This is a genomic window from Streptomyces sp. N50 (assembly GCF_033335955.1).
In the GTDB taxonomy this organism is placed as follows: Bacteria; Actinomycetota; Actinomycetes; order Streptomycetales; family Streptomycetaceae; genus Streptomyces.
Map to the genome: position 1 here is coordinate 4,454,405 of NZ_CP137549.1, position 16,441 is coordinate 4,470,845.

Here is a 16,441-nt window from a genome sequence, read left to right on the forward strand (position 1 = left end):
TCAGGTCGAGCCCGGCGAGCGCGTCCCGGTCCTGCCCGGTGTGGCGGGCGGCCAGTCCCTGGACGACGAGCGGGAAGGGTGTCGCGGGCGCCTGCCGGGGCCGCTCCGGTTCCCGTACGGGCTCGGGGCGTCCAGCACTTCGTACACACGCTCGGCGCTCTTGCGGACCCGCTGCCGGTACTGCACGGCGAGGGGCAGTCCGAGGACGGCCTCGAAGGCGGCGAGCGGGGTGAGGACGACGACCGCCGTCAACACGCCGCTGAGCCGTCCCGCCGCGACGGCCTGGGCGGCGACGAGTGCGGTGGCGGCGACGGTCACGCCCGAGATCAGCGCGGTGAGGCCGTCGCCGAGGGCGGTGGCGGTGGCGGCGCGGGAGGCGATCCGGGTGAGGTCCCCATCGGCACGCCTGGCCTGCACCGTACGGGCGGGCAGCGCGCCGGCGACCGTCAACTCCGCGGTGCCGGTCAGCAGTTCGGTCACGCGGGTGGCGAGTACCCCGCGGGCGGGGGCCAGCCTGCGTTCCGCACGGCGGGCCACGGCGCCGGTGACGAGGGGGACGCCGACGCCGGCCGCGAGGAGGCCGACCGCGAGGACGGCACCGGCCTCGGGGAGCAGCCAGGCCGTGAAGCCGACCGTCGCCGCGGATACGGCGGTCGCGACCCCGGCCGGCAGCAGCCAGCGCAGCCAGTAGTCCTGGAGCGCGTCCACGTCGGCGACGAGCCGGGACAGCAGATCGCCGCGCCGGGTGTCGCGCAGCCCGGCGGGCGCCAGCCGCTCAAGGCGCCGGTAGACGGCGACCCGGGTGTCGGCCAGCATCCGCAGCACCGCGTCGTGCGACACGAGCCGCTCCGCGTACCGGAACACGGCCCGCCCGATCCCGAAGGTCCGGGTCGCCGTCACGGCCACCATCAGATACAGCACGGGCGGCTGCTGCGAGGCCCGCGAGATCAGCCACCCCGAGGTCCCCATGAGACCGACAGCACTGCCCAGAGCGAGACTTCCGAGCAGCAGCGCCAGGACGAGCCGCCCACGCCGGGCACCGGACATGCCACGGACCCGGGCGAGGACACCACCTGTGTGCGACGCGATCCGTGTCTCGGGTTCGTCGGCGGCACCGGAACTCACCTGGATTTCCTGGGCAGTCCGTGTCTCGGGGGTCACCGGCCCGGCTTCCGCGCGCACCGCGGCCACGCCCTCCGTCACCCGCACCACCCGGTCGGCCACCGCCAGCAGGGCCGGCCGGTGCACCACGAGCAGGACCGTGCGGCCGACCGCCAACCGCCGTACCGCCTCGACCACTTCGGCCTCGGTCGCTCCGTCCAGCGCGGCGGTCGGTTCGTCGAGGAGCAGCACCGGCCGGTCGGCGAGGAAGGCCCGGGCAAGCGCGAGCCGCTGCCGCTGCCCGGCGGACAGCCCGGCCCCGTCCTCGCCGAGCACACTCCCGATGCCCTCGGGCAGCGCGTCCACGAAGTCCAGGGCACCGGCATCGGCCAACGCCCGCCGTACGGCGGTGTCGTCGGCGTCGGGGCGGGCGAGCCGGACGTTCTCGGCGATCGTTCCGGCGTAGAGCTGCGGGCGTTGCGGCACCCAGGCGATCCGCGACCGCCACCGCTCCAGGTCCACGTCAGCGAGATCGACTCCCCCGACACGCACCCGGCCCTCGGTGGGCCGCACGAACCCCAACAGGGCGTTCAGCAAAGTGGACTTGCCCGAGCCGCTCGGGCCGACGAGGGCGACCGTCTCTCCGGGGTCCACGGCGAAGGACGCGTCCGACACGGCGTCCGTCGACCGCCCGGGATAACGGACCGTCACACCCTCGAAGGCCAGGGCGTCCGACGGCACTTCGGTGGTGCCGGAGGCCCGTACCGGTGTCTCCAGTACCGAGAAGATCTCCTCGGCGGCGGCAAGGCCCTCCGCGGCCGCGTGGTACTGCGCGCCCACCTGACGCAGCGGCAGATAGGCCTCCGGCGCCAGGACGAGGACGACGAGACCGATGTACAGGTCCATGTCGCCGTGGACGAGGCGCATGCCGATCGTCACGGCGACCAGGGCCACGGAGAGGGTGGCGAGGAGTTCCAGGGCGAAGGAGGAGACGAAGGCGATCCGCAGGGTCCGCATGGTCGCCTGGCGGTACTCGCCGGTGATGCGGCGGATCGAGTCGGCCTGTGCCTTGGCCCGCCCGAACACCTTCAGGGTGGGCAGTCCGGCGACAACGTCCAGGAAGTGCCCGGAGAGCCGCGACAGCAATTGCCACTGCCGGTCCATCCGGGACTGCGTGGCCCAGCCGATCATCACCATGAAGAGCGGGATGAGCGGCAGCGTGCCGACGATGATCGCCGCCGACACCCAGTCCTCGGTGACGATCCGGGCCAGCACCGCCACCGGGACGACGATCGCGAGGCCCAACTGCGGGAGGTAGCGCGAGAAGTAGTCGTCGAGGGCGTCGACGCCCCGGGTGGCGAGGGCGACCAGCGAACCGGTCCGCTGCCCGCTCAGCCAGCCGGGGCCCAGCTCCACGGAACGCTCCAGCAGCCGTCGCCGTAGCTCCGACTTCACGGCGGCGCTGGCGCGGTGGGCGGCGAGTTCGGTGAGCCAGGAGACGAGGGCGCGGCCGACGGCGACCGCCACCAACAGCAGTAGGGGAGTGCCGAGTTCACCGACGGACATCCGGTGCTGGAAGGCACCGACCACGACCTCGGCGATGAGCATCGCCTGGGCGATGACCAGCAACGCGCCGACAGCACCCAGACCGACGACCGCCATCAGGAAGAGGCGGGTGGCGCGGGCGTAGCGGAGCAGACGTGGGTCGATCGGTTTCACGTGAAACACACCCTCTTCTCAGGAGGTCCCGGCTTCCCAGTGGGTCCCAATGGGGCATGTTTCACGTGAAACATGCCCCAAGTCGGACTGTGGCGCGTGGACTCAGTGCGCGGCTTCGGCGATGTGCTGCGTGCCGATCCGCTTGCGGAACACCCAGTAGGTCCAGCTCTGGTAGAGCAGCACGATCGGTGTGGCGATCCCCGCGCACCAGGTCATGATCTTCAGGGTGTACGGGCTCGACGAGGCGTTGGTGACCGTGAGACTCCAGTCCGGGTTGAGCGAGGACGGCATGACGTTCGGGAAGAGCGACAGGAAGAGCATCGCCACGGCCGCCACGATGGTGAGGCCGGAGAACGCGAACGACCAGCCCTCACGCCCGACTTGGATCGCCCCCAGCGCCGCGACGAGCGCGACGACGGCCACGATCAGCGCGACCAGACTCTTGCCGTCGCCGCTGTCGACCTGGGTCCAGATCAGGAAGGCCAACGCCAAGAGGGCGGTGACGAGCCCGACTTGAAGGGCCAGCTTCCGCGCCCGGGTCCGGATGTCCCCGACGGTCTTGAGGGCCGTGAACACCGCGCCGTGGAAGGTGAAGAGCGTCAGCGTGACCAGGCCGCCGAGGATGGCGTACGGGTTGAGCAGGTCCCAGAAGTTACCGGCGTACTCGAAGTTCTTGTCGATCTTCACGCCCCGGACGATGTTGCCGAAGGCCACGCCCCACAGGAACGCGGGGAGAATCGAGGTCCAGAAGATCGCCGTCTCCCAGTTGCGCTGCCAGTTCTCCTCGGGCCGCTTGGCCCGGTACTCGAAGGCGACGCCCCGGACGATCAGGCAGACCAGGATGATCAGCAGGGCGAGGTAGAAGCCGGAGAAGAGGGTGGCGTACCACTCGGGGAAGGCGGCGAAGGTCGCGCCGCCAGCGGTGAGCAGCCAGACCTCGTTGCCGTCCCAGACCGGGCCGATCGTGTTGATCAGCACCCGCTTCTCGGTGCGGTTCCGGGCGAGCAGCTTGGTGAGGATGCCGACCCCGAAGTCGAAGCCCTCCAGGAAGAAGTAGCCGGTCCACAGGACGGCGATGAGGACGAACCAGACGTCGTGCAGTTCCATGACAGTTGCAGCTCCCTCGGCCTAGTACGAGAAGGCCATCGGCTTGTCGGCGTCCTGGGAGTCGCCGCCGATCTTCGTGGGCGGGTTGAGGTCGGCCTCGGTGAGTTCGGGCGGGCCGGCCTTGACGTACTTCGCGAGCAGCTTGACCTCGATGACGGCGAGGATCGCGTAGAGCGAGGTGAAGACGATCATCGAGGTGAGGACCTCGCCCTGCGAGACGCTGGGGGAGACGGCGTCACGGGTCTGGAAGAGGCCGTAGACGACCCAGGGCTGGCGGCCCATCTCGGTGAAGATCCAGCCCCAGGAGTTGGCGATCAGCGGGAAGCCGAGGGTCCAGATCGACACGAGCCAGTAGAGCTTGGTGAGCTTCGGGCCGAGGGCCTTCTTCTTGAAGAGGACGATGTTCGGCACTTCGTCCTCGGCGACCCGCAGATGCTGCGGCAGCATGAACTTCTTGCGGGTCAGCCAGAGTCCGGCCAGGCCGATGGCGAAGGACGCCATGCCGAAGCCGATCATCCAGCGGAACGCCCAGAAGGTGACGGGGATGATGGGCCGGTAGTCGCCGGGACCGTACTTGGCCTGCTCGGCCTTGTTGGTGTCGTTGATGCCGGGGACGTACGAGTTGAAGTCGTCGTCGGCGAGGAAGGACAGTATCCCGGGGATCGACAGCTCGACGGAGTTGTGGCCCTTGCTGACGTCGCCGTAGGCGAAGATCGAGAACGGCGCGGAGTTCTGGCCGTCCCACAGGGCTTCGGCGGCGGCCATCTTCATGGGCTGCTGCTTGAACATGACCTTGCCGAGGGTGTCGCCGCTGACGGCGGTGAGCAGGCCGGCGATGGCGACGGTGACCAGGCCCAGCCGCAGCGAGCTCTTCATCACCGCGATGTGCTTCTTGCGGAACAGATGAAAGGCCGCGATGCCGACCATGAACGCGCCGCCGGTCAGGAACGACGCGGAGAGCGTGTGGAAGGCCTGCGCGAGGGCGGTGTTCTGGGTCAGCACGTGCCAGAAGTCGGTGAGTTCGGCACGGCCCTTGGCCTTGTTGATCCGGTAGCCGACGGGGTGCTGCATCCACGAGTTGGCCGCGAGGATGAAGTACGCCGACAGGATCGTGCCGATCGAGACCATCCAGATGCAGGCCAGGTGGATCCGCTTGGGCAGCTTGTCCCAGCCGAAGATCCACAGCCCGATGAAGGTGGACTCGAAGAAGAACGCGATCAGCGCCTCGAAGGCGAGCGGGGCACCGAAGATGTCACCGACGAACCGCGAGTAGGCGGACCAGTTCATGCCGAACTGGAACTCCTGCACGATGCCCGTGACGACGCCCATGGCGATGTTGATCAGGAAGAGCTTGCCCCAGAACTTGGTGGCCCTGAGGTACTTCTCCTTCTCCGTGCGCACCCACGCGGTCTGCAGCCCGGCCGTGAGAGCGGCGAGCGAGATCGTCAGGGGGACGAACAGGAAGTGGTAGACGGTGGTGATGCCGAACTGCCATCGCGCCAGTGTCTCCGGCGCCAGAGCCAATTCCACGTCGTCAGTCTCCTTACGTCGCCGTGGTACAGCGGCAGTTTGCCCCTTTTGTCGCACACATCATGGGACGAACCGGGACACGCTTGTGAACGCGTTCACATTCACAAGCTATTATGACGTACGGATTTTCGGCAGCGGAAGGGGGGTCCCGTTCGGAGGCCCATTACGAAGGGGGGTCCCCGATTGGCAACCCCCCTGACGTCACTCGTTACGAACCCTCACATCGGCAGGCGTGACCAACGACACCGCCAGCGACGGCTAGAGCTCCTTGCGGAAGCCCTCCGCCACCTTCAGGAAGATGTCGTTGGCCTCGGTCTCCCCGATCGTGATCCGCACACCCTCGCCCGCGAACGGCCGGACCACCACACCGTGTTGCTCGCAGGCCGCCGCGAAGTCGAGCGTGCGCTCCCCCAGCCGCAGCCACACGAAGTTGGCCTGGGTCTCCGGGACCGTCCAGCCCTGGGCGCGCAGCGCGTCGGCCACGCGGGTGCGCTCGCCGACCAACGAGCCGACGCGGCCGAGCAGTTCGTCCTCGGCGCGCAGCGAGGCGATCGCCGCGTCCTGCGCGAGCTGGCTCACGCCGAAGGGCACGGCCGTCTTGCGCAGCGCCGCCGCGACCGGCTCGTGGGCGATCGCGAAACCGACCCGCAGCCCGGCGAGGCCGTAGGCCTTGGAGAAGGTGCGCAGGACGCAGACGTTCGGCCGGTCGCGGTAGAGCTGGACACCGTCCGGCACGTCGAGATCCCGGATGAACTCCCGATACGCCTCGTCCAGGACGACGAGCACATCGCCGGGCACCCGGTCCAGGAAGCGCTCCAGCTCGGCCCGGCGGACGACCGTACCGGTCGGGTTGTTGGGGTTGCAGACGAAGATCAGCCGGGTGCGGTCGGTGATGGCGTCGGCCATCGCGTCGAGGTCGTGCACGTCGCCGGAGGTCAACGGCACCTGTACCGGCGTGGCGCCGCTGACCCGCGTGATGATCGGGTACGCCTCGAAGGAGCGCCAGGCGTACATGACCTCGTCGCCGGGGCCGGCTGTCGCCTGGATGAGCTGCTGGGCGACGCCGACCGAGCCGGTGCCGGTGGCCAGGTGGGAGACGGGGACGCCGAACCGTTCCGCCAGCTCGTTCATCAGGCCGGTGCACGCCATGTCGGGGTACCGGTTGAAGTTCTGGGCGGCCGCGGTGACGCTCTCCATCACACCGGGGAGCGGGGGGTACGGGTTCTCGTTGGAGGACAGCTTGTAGGCCACCGGACCGTCCGCCGAGGCGGGCCTGCCCGGCTTGTAGGTGGGGATACCCTCCAGCTCGGCGCGCAGCTTCGGGCTCGTCTCGCTCACCGCAGTCCTCCTTGTGACCACCACCGGCACCACCGGCTATCAATACTGCTCACCTTATGAGGATTAGCCGCCCGGGCGTACAGGTCCGGCGCGGGCGGGCGACGTCGGGCGCGCTGGCGAGCGACCTCGGGTGCCCGCGCGAGCAGCCTCCAGGCGTCTGCCAGGTCGCCGTCGGCTCGCCCCACGCGTCACATCCACATCAGGGGCAACACGACACTAAGGCGCACGAACCGGGGGCGCGCTGTACATATATCTATGCGCCGGTAGCTCGCGCCGTGGCGCGCATCCCTCGTGCAGGTGAGTTGAGACCTCTTCGAAACATGGGGGTCTTGGCAGGCCCATGCGCGCCGACAAGTCACGTAATGCCATCGCATCGTTTAACTGACTTTGTTTCTAAGGCAGTTGACGGCTTTTGACCTTGCAGAAACGTGCCTGTCAACGCGTGCATATGCGTCCGCACTACCCCACCGCATGAGCCCTACTATCGGCTCGCCATGACAGCAGCAGGGAAGCACCAGGTGAGCCGCGCGGAAACCTCTCGTCGAGGAAGCCGGCCGGGCCGGGCGGGAATCAGAGACGTGGCCGCCGCGGCCGGAGTCTCCATCACGACCGTCTCCGACGCCCTCAACGGCAAGGGCCGGCTCCCGGACGCCACCCGACGCCATGTCCGCGAAGTCGCCGACCGGCTGGGCTATCGGCCCTCAGCGGCGGCTCGCACACTCCGTACCGGCAAGTCGGGCCTCATCGGCCTGACCGTGACGACGTACGGGGATGAACCTTTCACCTTCACCGAGTTCGCGTACTTCGCCGAGATGGCGCGAGCCGCCACCTCGGCCGCGCTCGCCCGCGGCTACGCCCTCGTGATCCTCCCCGCGACCTCGCGCCACGACGTGTGGTCGAACGTCGCCCTGGACGGCACGGTCGTCATCGACCCGTCCGACCAGGACCCGGTGGTCAGCGAGCTCGTCCGGCAGGGCTTACCGGTCGTCTCCGACGGCCGCCCGGCCGGCTCGCTCCCGGTGACCGCCTGGGTCGACAACGATCACGAGGCCGCGGTCCTGGGCATCCTGGACCACCTGGCCGACGCCGGCGCCCGCCGCATCGGCCTGCTCACGGGCACGAGCACGGACACATACACACACCTCTCGACCACCGCATACCTGCGTTGGTGCGAGCGGGTGGGCCAGGATCCGGTGTACGAGTCGTATCCGGCGCACGATCCGTGCGCGGGGGCCGTCGCCGCCGACCGGCTGCTCGCCCGGCCCGACCGGCCCGACGCGGTCTACGGCCTGTTCGACCCCAACGGCACGGATCTGCTCGCGGCGGCGCGACGCTACGGCATGCGGGTGCCCGAGGACCTGCTGCTCGTGTGCTGCAGCGAGTCCACGGTGTACGCGAACACCGAGCCGCCGGTCACCACGCTGTCCCTGAAGCCGCGGCGGATCGGTACGGCGGTGGTGCAACTCCTCATCGATGCCATCGAGGGGGTCGAATCCGACCTGCCGATCGAGCAGGTGATACCGACGGAACTGATCGTGCGGACGTCGTCCCAGCGGCGTCCACCGAGGACAACGGTCAGTCCGCCTCGGTCGCCTGAGGGGAAGTAGGGGCGGGGGTGCCTCCGGGGGCAGGGTCGGTGCCGGCGCCGGTGTCGGTGCCGTACCGGCGGGGGTGGGGTTGGGCGGGGTGAGGGATGCGGGGTGTCCGGAGTTCCGTCGGGTCCCGGGGGGATGGGGCGGTGCCGTCCGGGTGGGTGTGGGGCTCGGGCAGGGGTGCCGGGTGAGGGTGTCCGGGGTTCCATCGGGGGCCGTAGTCGGACGGAAGTCGGTACGGCCAGGTCCGCTCCGGGCACTGTGGCGGGGGACGCGGTACCAGGCGGGCTCGGGGCCGGGTGGCGGTCGGGGCGGCGCCCGGACTTCCACAGGGTGCGGTGGTTGTACGGAAGCGGAAGCCGGGCTTGCTCCGGGTGCCCATGGGGCTCAGTGCCGACGCTTCCGTCAAGTGCCGCAGGGCGCCCGTCATCGAGACTCCCTTCGGGCGCCGTCGCGAGCGGAACGGGGCCGGGACTCCCACCCGCCATCCCGTTCACCCGAGGCAGCGCCCGTAGTAGGCCCACCGGGCGCCCCGAGCAGGGCCGGGACGGCGCTGCCAGGCGCCATGAGGATGGCCGGAGCGGTACTGGTGACTCCCGTGACTCCCCTGGGCCCGGGGCCGTACAGGCCCCCCTCAAGCGCCCGTGGCAGGCCGAACGGCGCCGGTCCCACCGCCCACCCCGCGCCGAGGCCAGCAGGGCGGGCGGTGAGGCCCGCAGAGCCCCCACGAGCCCGCAGCCGCCGACGAGACGGGAGCGGGTCGTGGCGGTGCGGCGCAGCCCGCCGCGTACCCGGCACCAACCCGTCCAGCCGTGGTGATCAACCGAAGGGCACCGAAGGGCACCGAAGGGCACCGAAGGGCACCGAAGGCGGCGGGCTCGCCGTACCGCCACGACCCCGACCCACCCACCAACCAACCGCGCTGCGGGCGAACACCGCCTCACCCAGCCAACCCGCACCACCCCCGACCACACACCCCACGCACCCCACGCACCCCACCGCAAGCGACCCCCACCGGCGATTTCCAGCCGCCTCAACGGCGTGAACCAACCCCCGGCCAACCCCCGTCAAGCAGACGGCCAACAGCCGAACCCCTGCCCAATCGGGGCGAAAGCCGCGGTGGACCGGAGTCCTGGTCCGATTCAGCACCCCTGGGTCATCACATGGCGCGATCCGCATTCCTATGATGGGCCCACGACACCGCGGGCCGCTGCGACCAGGCAGTCCGACGCGGTGCAGACGCGGCGTGATGGTGGAGGGGTCGATGACTCAGGGGGCCGGTCAGGGACCCGAGACGGAGCGCACGGCGACGTTGCGCGACTTCCGGGTACCGGCGTATGTCCACGAGACCGGTCCGTACGCCGACAGCGCGCAGCCCGGCGAGGCCGTACGACCCGACGAGGAGGCCTTTGACGAGGCCTTCGACGAGGTCTATCCGGAGGGCTACACGCCCACTCAGCGCGATCTGCCCGTCATCCGTCGGGGTGACACGGTTCAGGTCGCGGTGGACCCGGCGTCGGCGGCCGTCCCGCAGCAGACGGAGGGCCCCGGTCCGCTGTTCGTCGTAGGGGATGTACACGGCTATCTGGACGAACTGGTGGCCGCCCTGCGGGAGAAGGGCCTGATCGACGCGGCCGGCAGCTGGTGCGCCGGCACCGCCCGGCTCTGGTTCCTCGGCGACTTCACCGACCGCGGCCCCGACGGCATCGGCGTGATCGACCTCGTCATGCGGCTGTCCGCCGAGGCCGCCGCTGCCGGCGGCTACTGCAAGGCCCTGATGGGCAATCACGAGCTGCTGCTGCTCGGCGCGAAGCGGTTCGGCGACACCCCCGTCAACTCCGGCGCGGGCACCGCCACCTTCCAGGCGGCCTGGCTGCTCAACGGTGGCCAGAAGACCGACATGGACCGCCTCCAGGACGTCCACCTGCAGTGGATGTCCCGCCTGGACGCCATGGAGCAGGTCGACGGCCACCTGCTCGTCCACTCCGACACCACCGCCTACCTCGACTACGGCGACTCGATCGAGGCCGTCAACGACAACGTCCGCGAGACCCTCACGCGCAACGACGCGGACGAGGTCTGGGACGTGTTCCGCAAGTTCACCAAGCGCTTCTCCTTCCGCGACGAGGGCGGCGCCGACCACGTCCGCTCCCTGCTCGACATGTACGGCGGCACCCGGATCGTGCACGGCCACAGCCCGATCCCGTATCTCCTGGGCGACGTGGGCTCCGAGGACGGCGAGGACAGCGCCGGTCCCGTGGTCGAGGGACCGCACGTCTACGCCGAGGGACTCGCCATCGCGATGGACGGCGGAGTGACCATGGCCGGAAAACTGCTGGTCCAGCAACTGCCCCTGGATATCTGAGCGTTTATCGGGCAGGCGTCCCCTCCGGAGGACCGGCGGACGACAGCGCTGGCCAGGGGCCAATTTCCGGAAACCCCCTGTCACCGTGTGCCGTCGCCGCTCTACCATCGGCTTATCCGTAGCAGGCTCCCCTCCGTTTCTGCCCGACGGCTCGTTGGCATGCGAGCCCCAAGCCCTACGGAGCATCGGGGGATGCACATGAACAGCGTTCCGCAGCACCTGCACAGCGAGGACCGCCAGGAGTACGAGCGGATCCTCGACGAGGCGCTGCGCTCCGCCCCTACCCGCCCGGAACTGGCCGCTGTCGGCAAGCGGCTCAACCCCGAACAGCTGCGCACCATGGCGCTGAACGCCACCGCGCTCATCACGGCGGCCGCGGCGACCGAGTACCAGCACTACGTGAAGGTCCGCGAGGAACTGCGCCAGCCGGCGTCGTCCACCCCGTCGGCCGTCCACGAGACCGACTCCGCGGAGCCGGGCGGCGTGGGCGCGATGGGGCTCGCCACCACCCTGGGGGAGGCGGCCGAGGGTGCGGGCGCCATCGCCGTAGCCGCCGTCCTCACCCCCGTCCTGGCCGGCACGGCCGCGGCGATATTCCTGCTCGTGGGCTACATCCTCAAGATGCTCAGCCCCGAACCGGCGTTCGCCAAGACCATGCTCACCGCCGGCTGGGTGTTCGGCGCCATGACCGCCGCGGCGATCCTCGTCGCCATCGTCGGCCTGCTGCTCACCGCCCTGCGCAACAGGCCCTCACCCGACACCGGCCCCTACGGCGAGTCGGGCGGCGAAGTGGCCCGCGCCAGGGAGGCCTGGCACGACGCCCTCCTGGAACGCGGCATCCTGCCGTTCCTCCAGGAGGCGCTCGCGGCGCCGGGCACGGCGACCCTCCGCCGTACGACACCCACGGCCCCGAGTCGCATGCCGCACCTCGGCTACGACCGTCCCGGCTTCTCCAGCCCCGACGACGGCCCGGAGCCGGGTCACCGCCCGAGCTTCTCCAGCCCGGACTTCAGCAGCCCGGACTTCGGGGGGCCCGACCACCAGCCGGACTAGCCCCTCGGCTTGCGCCCCCACCCAGGGGAGCGCAAGCCGAACACCCCGGTCACCGGGTGACCGGCCGCCCGGGTCACAGGGGCGGCCGAGTGCTGCGCTCGTCGAACAACGAGCCTCCTCAGAACGCCCGGTCGGGAAGCCCGGTCGGGAAGCCCTGCCAGGACTTTCTCAGGACGCCTCCTCAGGAAGATCGACGACCGCGATGCTCTCCGCCTGCGCGACAGCCAGCCGCCTGCCGTCCGGATGCAGGGCCGCGACGGGCGTCGGGATGTGCGTCACCCCATAACTGCCTTCCCGGCATGGCACTTCCACAGCCGGCCACTCCGCCACCGACGCCCCCGTCGTGACGTCGATCAGCCGGGGATGCCCGTACAGCGAGACGGCCGTGTCACCCCGCGGGATCAGCGTGCCGATGTGGAAGTCGACCCTGTTGCGATGGACCCACCGCTTCTCGGAGAGCGACCACACACCCAACTGCCGTCTGCCCAGGCCTTCGGTCTCCGCACTGTCCTCCTCGTCGACGAACTCCTCCCCGGTCGCCACCGCCACCCGGTCACCGTCGAGCCAGCAGGCCGAGATCACCTCGGAGCTGTTGCCCGGGTTGAAGGACGGCACACCACGGCCGTCGAGCACAGCGGGATCCCTCAACGCCCGTTCCAGGTCGAAGACTTCGGCGATCCCGTACGGATGCCACAACCAGCCCGCCGACAGCAGATGAGTCCCGCCCGGAGACACCGCCAGCCGCGAGTGGAGGACGTCGTTCTGCGTACGGTCGCCGACCGTGAGCCGTTCTCCCGATTCCGCGTCCTCGATCTCCAGGAGGTCGTACTGGTCCGGGCAGTGCACCAGCACCTCACGGCCGTCCGGCAGCACCCCGAGGGCGACCGGATAGTCGAACGCCTCGGCGTAGTCGTCATTGCGCTCCAGCTCACGGACCGGCCGATCGCCCTCCAGCAGCAGTGCCCCGGTGCCCCGCTCGTCGTAGACCACGGTGAAGCGGCCGGACGGAGAGCTGACGCTCCGGTCGAAGGAATACCCATGATCGTCCGCAACCTGCCGCTCCACCCCGTCAGGCCCCCACCGCCGACCACCCACGACGTCCACCAGATCATCGCCGTCCCACGCCAACGACTGCGCCTCGTCCGTCACCTGCAGAAGAATCACGGTCCCCATCCCCCAGTCCCCCAACTCGCGACAACACTGCTGCGAAACAACTCAACCCCCTCGAACAGATCCGATCAACGGGGGTGAACCCGTAGTTCGTACGGGGGCCAGGTGCACCCCTCATCCGGAGGACAGTCCCATCCCCTCACGCCGGCGGATCCGGTTGGCTGGTGATCGTCACCGACCAGGAACCAGAACACCGGGGGATACGACCATGCAGATGCCGTCGTCGAAGAAAGCCGGCGCCGCCGCGCTGGCAGCAGCACTCCTCGCCCTGGGCTCACCCCTGGCCGCGACCGCCGCCACCGCCGGACACCCGGCGCCGAGACCGTCGTCCTACACCGAGCACACCCTCCGCCAGGACCTCGCAGCCGTACGGAAGGCCGCCGGCGGCGACGTGAACGTCCTGGCCAGGGTCGACGAGCCGAACAGCCCGCCGCTCATGGCCCGCATCGGCACCCGCACGGCCGACTCCACGGCCCCGATCCCCTGGAACTCCCACTTCCGCGTGGCCAGCACGACGAAGACCTTCGTGGCGACCGTCGTTCTCCAACTCGTCGCGGAGAAGCGCCTGTCGCTCGACGACACCGTCGAACACTGGCTGCCGGGGGTCGTCTCGGGCAACGGCAACAACGGCAGCCGCATCACCGTCCGCGACCTGCTCCGCCAGACCAGCGGCCTGTACGACTACATCGACGACCCGGAGATCCAGGACCAGCTGATCAACCACTTCGACGAGAACCGCTACAACACCACCCCCACGGCCGACCTGGTCGCGGTGGCGATGAAGCACCGGCCGGTGTTCGTCCCCCAGCCGGGCGGGCCCACCCGCTGGGCGTACTCCAACACCAACTACCTGCTGGCCGGGATGATCGCCGAGAAGGCCGGCGGCGCGAGCTGGCAGGACCTGGTCGCGCACCGGATCATCGCGAAACTCGGACTGCGGAACACCTCCATTCCCGGGCTCGACCCGTTCCTTCCCGACCCGCATGTGAACGCGTATCTGACGACCGCCGACGGCAAGCGCCTCGACGTCACCGAGCACAGCTACCAGCACACCGCCGACTCCGGTGTGGTGAGCACCACCGCCGACCTGAACACCTTCTTCCGCGCCCTGGCCGACGGCAGGCTGCTCCCCGCCGCGCAGTGGCGCGAGATGCGGCAGACCGTCCAGCGCACCGACGACCCGGAGGACGTGGCCGAGATGCCCGAGGGCACCTACGGCCTCGGCCTCCGCAAGATCCCGCTGACCTGCGGCGGTTTCTACTACACGCACGAGGGCGACGGCGCGGGCGTCAACACCCGCCCCGCGGTGAGCGCGGACGGCAGACGCGCGGTGACGGTCTTCATCACGACCACCACCGCGCAGCCCGACCTGGCCGCCCTGAACCGCGCGACGGGCACCCTCGTCGACCACGCCCTGTGCGAGAAGCCCGCCACCGACTGACCGGGAGCTGACCGAGAACCGGGCCGGTCGTCGTCAGTCGGCGATCGGCAGATACACCCGGTTGCCCGCCGCGGCGAACTCCTTCGACTTCTGCTCCATCCCGACCTCGATCTCCTCCCGGCTTCCGCCGTGCTCACGGCGGATGTCCTGGGAGATCTTCATCGAGCAGAACTTCGGCCCGCACATCGAGCAGAAGTGAGCGGTCTTGGCCGGCTCGGCCGGAAGCGTCTCGTCGTGGAACTCCCGTGCCGTGTCCGGGTCGAGGGCCAGGTTGAACTGGTCCTCCCAGCGGAACTCGAAGCGGGCGTCGGACAGCGCGTCGTCCCACTCCTGTGCACCTGGGTGCCCCTTGGCGAGGTCGGCTGCGTGGGCGGCGATCTTGTAGGTGATGACGCCGGTCTTGACGTCGTCACGATTGGGCAGGCCCAAGTGCTCCTTGGGCGTGACATAGCAGAGCATGGCCGTGCCCCACCAGGCGATCATCGCGGCACCGATGCCGGAGGTGATGTGGTCGTACGCCGGCGCGACGTCCGTCGTCAGCGGGCCGAGCGTATAGAACGGAGCTTCATCACAGATCTCCTGCTGAAGGTCGATGTTCTCCTTGATCTTGTGCATCGGGACATGTCCCGGGCCCTCGATCATGGTCTGTACGTTGAAACGCTTCGCGATCGTGTTGAGTTCCCCGAGCGTCCGCAATTCCGCGAACTGCGCCTCGTCGTTGGCGTCCGCGATCGAACCGGGCCGCAGGCCGTCGCCGAGCGAGTAGGTGACGTCGTAGGCGGCGAGGATCTCGCACAGTTCCTCGAAGTTCTCGTAGAGGAACGATTCCTTGTGGTGTGCGAGGCACCAGGCCGCCATGATCGAGCCGCCGCGCGAGACGATGCCCGTCTTGCGGTTCGCCGTCAGCGGTACGAACGGCAGCCGCACGCCCGCGTGGACGGTCATGTAGTCCACGCCCTGTTCGGCCTGTTCGACGACCGTGTCCTTGTAGATCTCCCAGGTCAGCTCCTCGGCGCGGCCGTCGACCTTCTCGAGCGCCTGGTAGAGCGGCACCGTGCCGATGGGGACGGGGGAGTTGCGCAGCACCCACTCGCGGGTGGTGTGGATATTGCGGCCGGTGGACAGGTCCATGACCGTGTCGGCGCCCCAGCGCGTCGCCCAGGTCATCTTCTCGACCTCCTCCTCGATGGAGGAAGTGACCGCGGAATTGCCGATGTTGGCGTTGACCTTCACCAGGAACCGCTTGCCGATGATCATCGGCTCGATCTCGGGATGGTTCACGTTGGCCGGCAACACCGCCCGCCCGGCCGCGATCTCCTCCCGGACGACCTCGGCCTCGACGTTCTCCCGTACGGCCACGAACTCCATCTCGGGCGTGATCTCACCCCGCCGCGCGTAGGCGAGTTGCGTGACCGCCGTATCGTCACGGCCCCGGCGCGGCTGACGCGGGCGGCCGGGGAACACCGCGTCCAGGTTGCGCAGTCCGCCGCGCGGTGAGGTGTGCTTGATCCCGTCGTCCTCGGGGCGGACGGGACGGCCCGCGTACTCCTCGGTGTCGCCGCGGGCGATGATCCAGTTCTCCCGCAGCGGCGCCAGCCCCCTGCGGACATCGGTGTCGACGAGCGGATCGGTGTACGGGCCGGAGGTGTCGTACAGCGTCACGGACTGCCCGTTGGTGAGGTGCACCTGACGGACCGGCACCCGCAGATCGGGGCGCGAGCCCGCGACATACCCCTTGTGCCAGCCGATGGACTTCCCGGCCTCCGTGGGCTGTTCGTCCTGGCTGGAGGCAGGCGTGCGTGCGTCCTTGTTGGTCATGAGACCTACTCCCTACGCCGGCATTACCCGGTAACAGGTTCGGCGGTCGACGCAGCGGCTTCCGTCAGCCGATGTTTCATGTGAAACATCACTCGATTCAGGTGACGTTTCCCGTGAAACATCGCAGAGACGAAGGTCAGCGCCCTCTCAGCCCGGTGCTCCGAGCTCCCGCGTGTGCAAAGGTGCCTCCACGCTAGCGTCATAAGT

General features: G+C 69.5%; 10 protein-coding genes and 1 riboswitch. Of the genes, 4 read left to right on the forward strand and 6 right to left on the reverse strand.

Annotation, left to right across the window (positions count from 1 at the left end):
- The 4 genes from cydD to hisC all read right to left on the reverse strand — a co-directional run bounded on the left by cydD (position 1) and on the right by hisC (position 6,795).
- Positions 1-2,820 (reverse strand): thiol reductant ABC exporter subunit CydD, encoded by a 2,820-nt coding sequence (gene cydD, locus R2B38_RS19770; RefSeq protein WP_411978478.1) that lies wholly within the window; start codon positions 2,818-2,820, stop codon positions 1-3.
- Positions 2,821-2,922: 102 nt separating this feature from the next.
- On the reverse strand, positions 2,923-3,927 hold the full coding sequence (gene cydB, locus R2B38_RS19775; protein WP_318017418.1) for a cytochrome d ubiquinol oxidase subunit II: 1,005 nt from the start codon (positions 3,925-3,927) through the stop codon (positions 2,923-2,925).
- 21 nt (positions 3,928-3,948) lie between these two features.
- Positions 3,949-5,457: a cytochrome ubiquinol oxidase subunit I gene (locus tag R2B38_RS19780; RefSeq protein ID WP_318017419.1), complete on the reverse strand. Its 1,509-nt coding sequence runs from the start codon at positions 5,455-5,457 to the stop codon at positions 3,949-3,951.
- A 258-nt stretch (positions 5,458-5,715) separates the two neighbouring features.
- A complete protein-coding gene (hisC, locus tag R2B38_RS19785) occupies positions 5,716-6,795 on the reverse strand; it encodes a histidinol-phosphate transaminase (protein ID WP_318017420.1) in 1,080 nt (359 codons plus the stop codon).
- A 494-nt stretch (positions 6,796-7,289) separates the two neighbouring features.
- Here hisC and R2B38_RS19790 point away from each other — a divergent pair, with 494 nt between their 5' ends.
- From R2B38_RS19790 to R2B38_RS19800, 3 genes are all read left to right on the forward strand, one after another.
- Complete coding sequence (locus R2B38_RS19790) at positions 7,290-8,402, forward strand: LacI family DNA-binding transcriptional regulator (protein ID WP_078622773.1); 1,113 nt, start codon at positions 7,290-7,292, stop codon at positions 8,400-8,402.
- 1,234 nt (positions 8,403-9,636) lie between these two features.
- On the forward strand, positions 9,637-10,752 hold the full coding sequence (locus R2B38_RS19795) for a metallophosphoesterase (RefSeq protein WP_318021742.1): 1,116 nt from the start codon (positions 9,637-9,639) through the stop codon (positions 10,750-10,752).
- 192 nt (positions 10,753-10,944) lie between these two features.
- The gene (locus R2B38_RS19800; protein WP_033285776.1) at positions 10,945-11,805 is read left to right on the forward strand and encodes a membrane protein; all 861 of its coding nucleotides are present in this window, start codon (positions 10,945-10,947) and stop codon (positions 11,803-11,805) included.
- A 168-nt stretch (positions 11,806-11,973) separates the two neighbouring features.
- Here R2B38_RS19800 and R2B38_RS19805 read toward each other — a convergent pair whose 3' ends face one another.
- A complete protein-coding gene (locus R2B38_RS19805) occupies positions 11,974-12,978 on the reverse strand; it encodes a hypothetical protein (RefSeq protein WP_318017421.1) in 1,005 nt (334 codons plus the stop codon).
- 205 nt (positions 12,979-13,183) lie between these two features.
- On the opposite strand from R2B38_RS19805, the gene R2B38_RS19810 reads away from it, so the two are divergent.
- Positions 13,184-14,416, forward strand: a complete 1,233-nt coding sequence (locus R2B38_RS19810; protein ID WP_318017422.1) for a serine hydrolase domain-containing protein — start codon at positions 13,184-13,186, stop codon at positions 14,414-14,416.
- Between the two features lie 33 nt (positions 14,417-14,449).
- Here the strand turns inward: R2B38_RS19810 and thiC are convergent, their stop codons facing one another.
- Positions 14,450-16,234 (reverse strand): phosphomethylpyrimidine synthase ThiC, encoded by a 1,785-nt coding sequence (thiC, locus tag R2B38_RS19815; RefSeq protein WP_318017423.1) that lies wholly within the window; start codon positions 16,232-16,234, stop codon positions 14,450-14,452.
- A riboswitch (TPP riboswitch) is annotated at positions 16,227-16,416 on the reverse strand. It overlaps the preceding gene by 8 nt.
- Between the last annotated feature and the right edge of the window lie 25 nt (positions 16,417-16,441).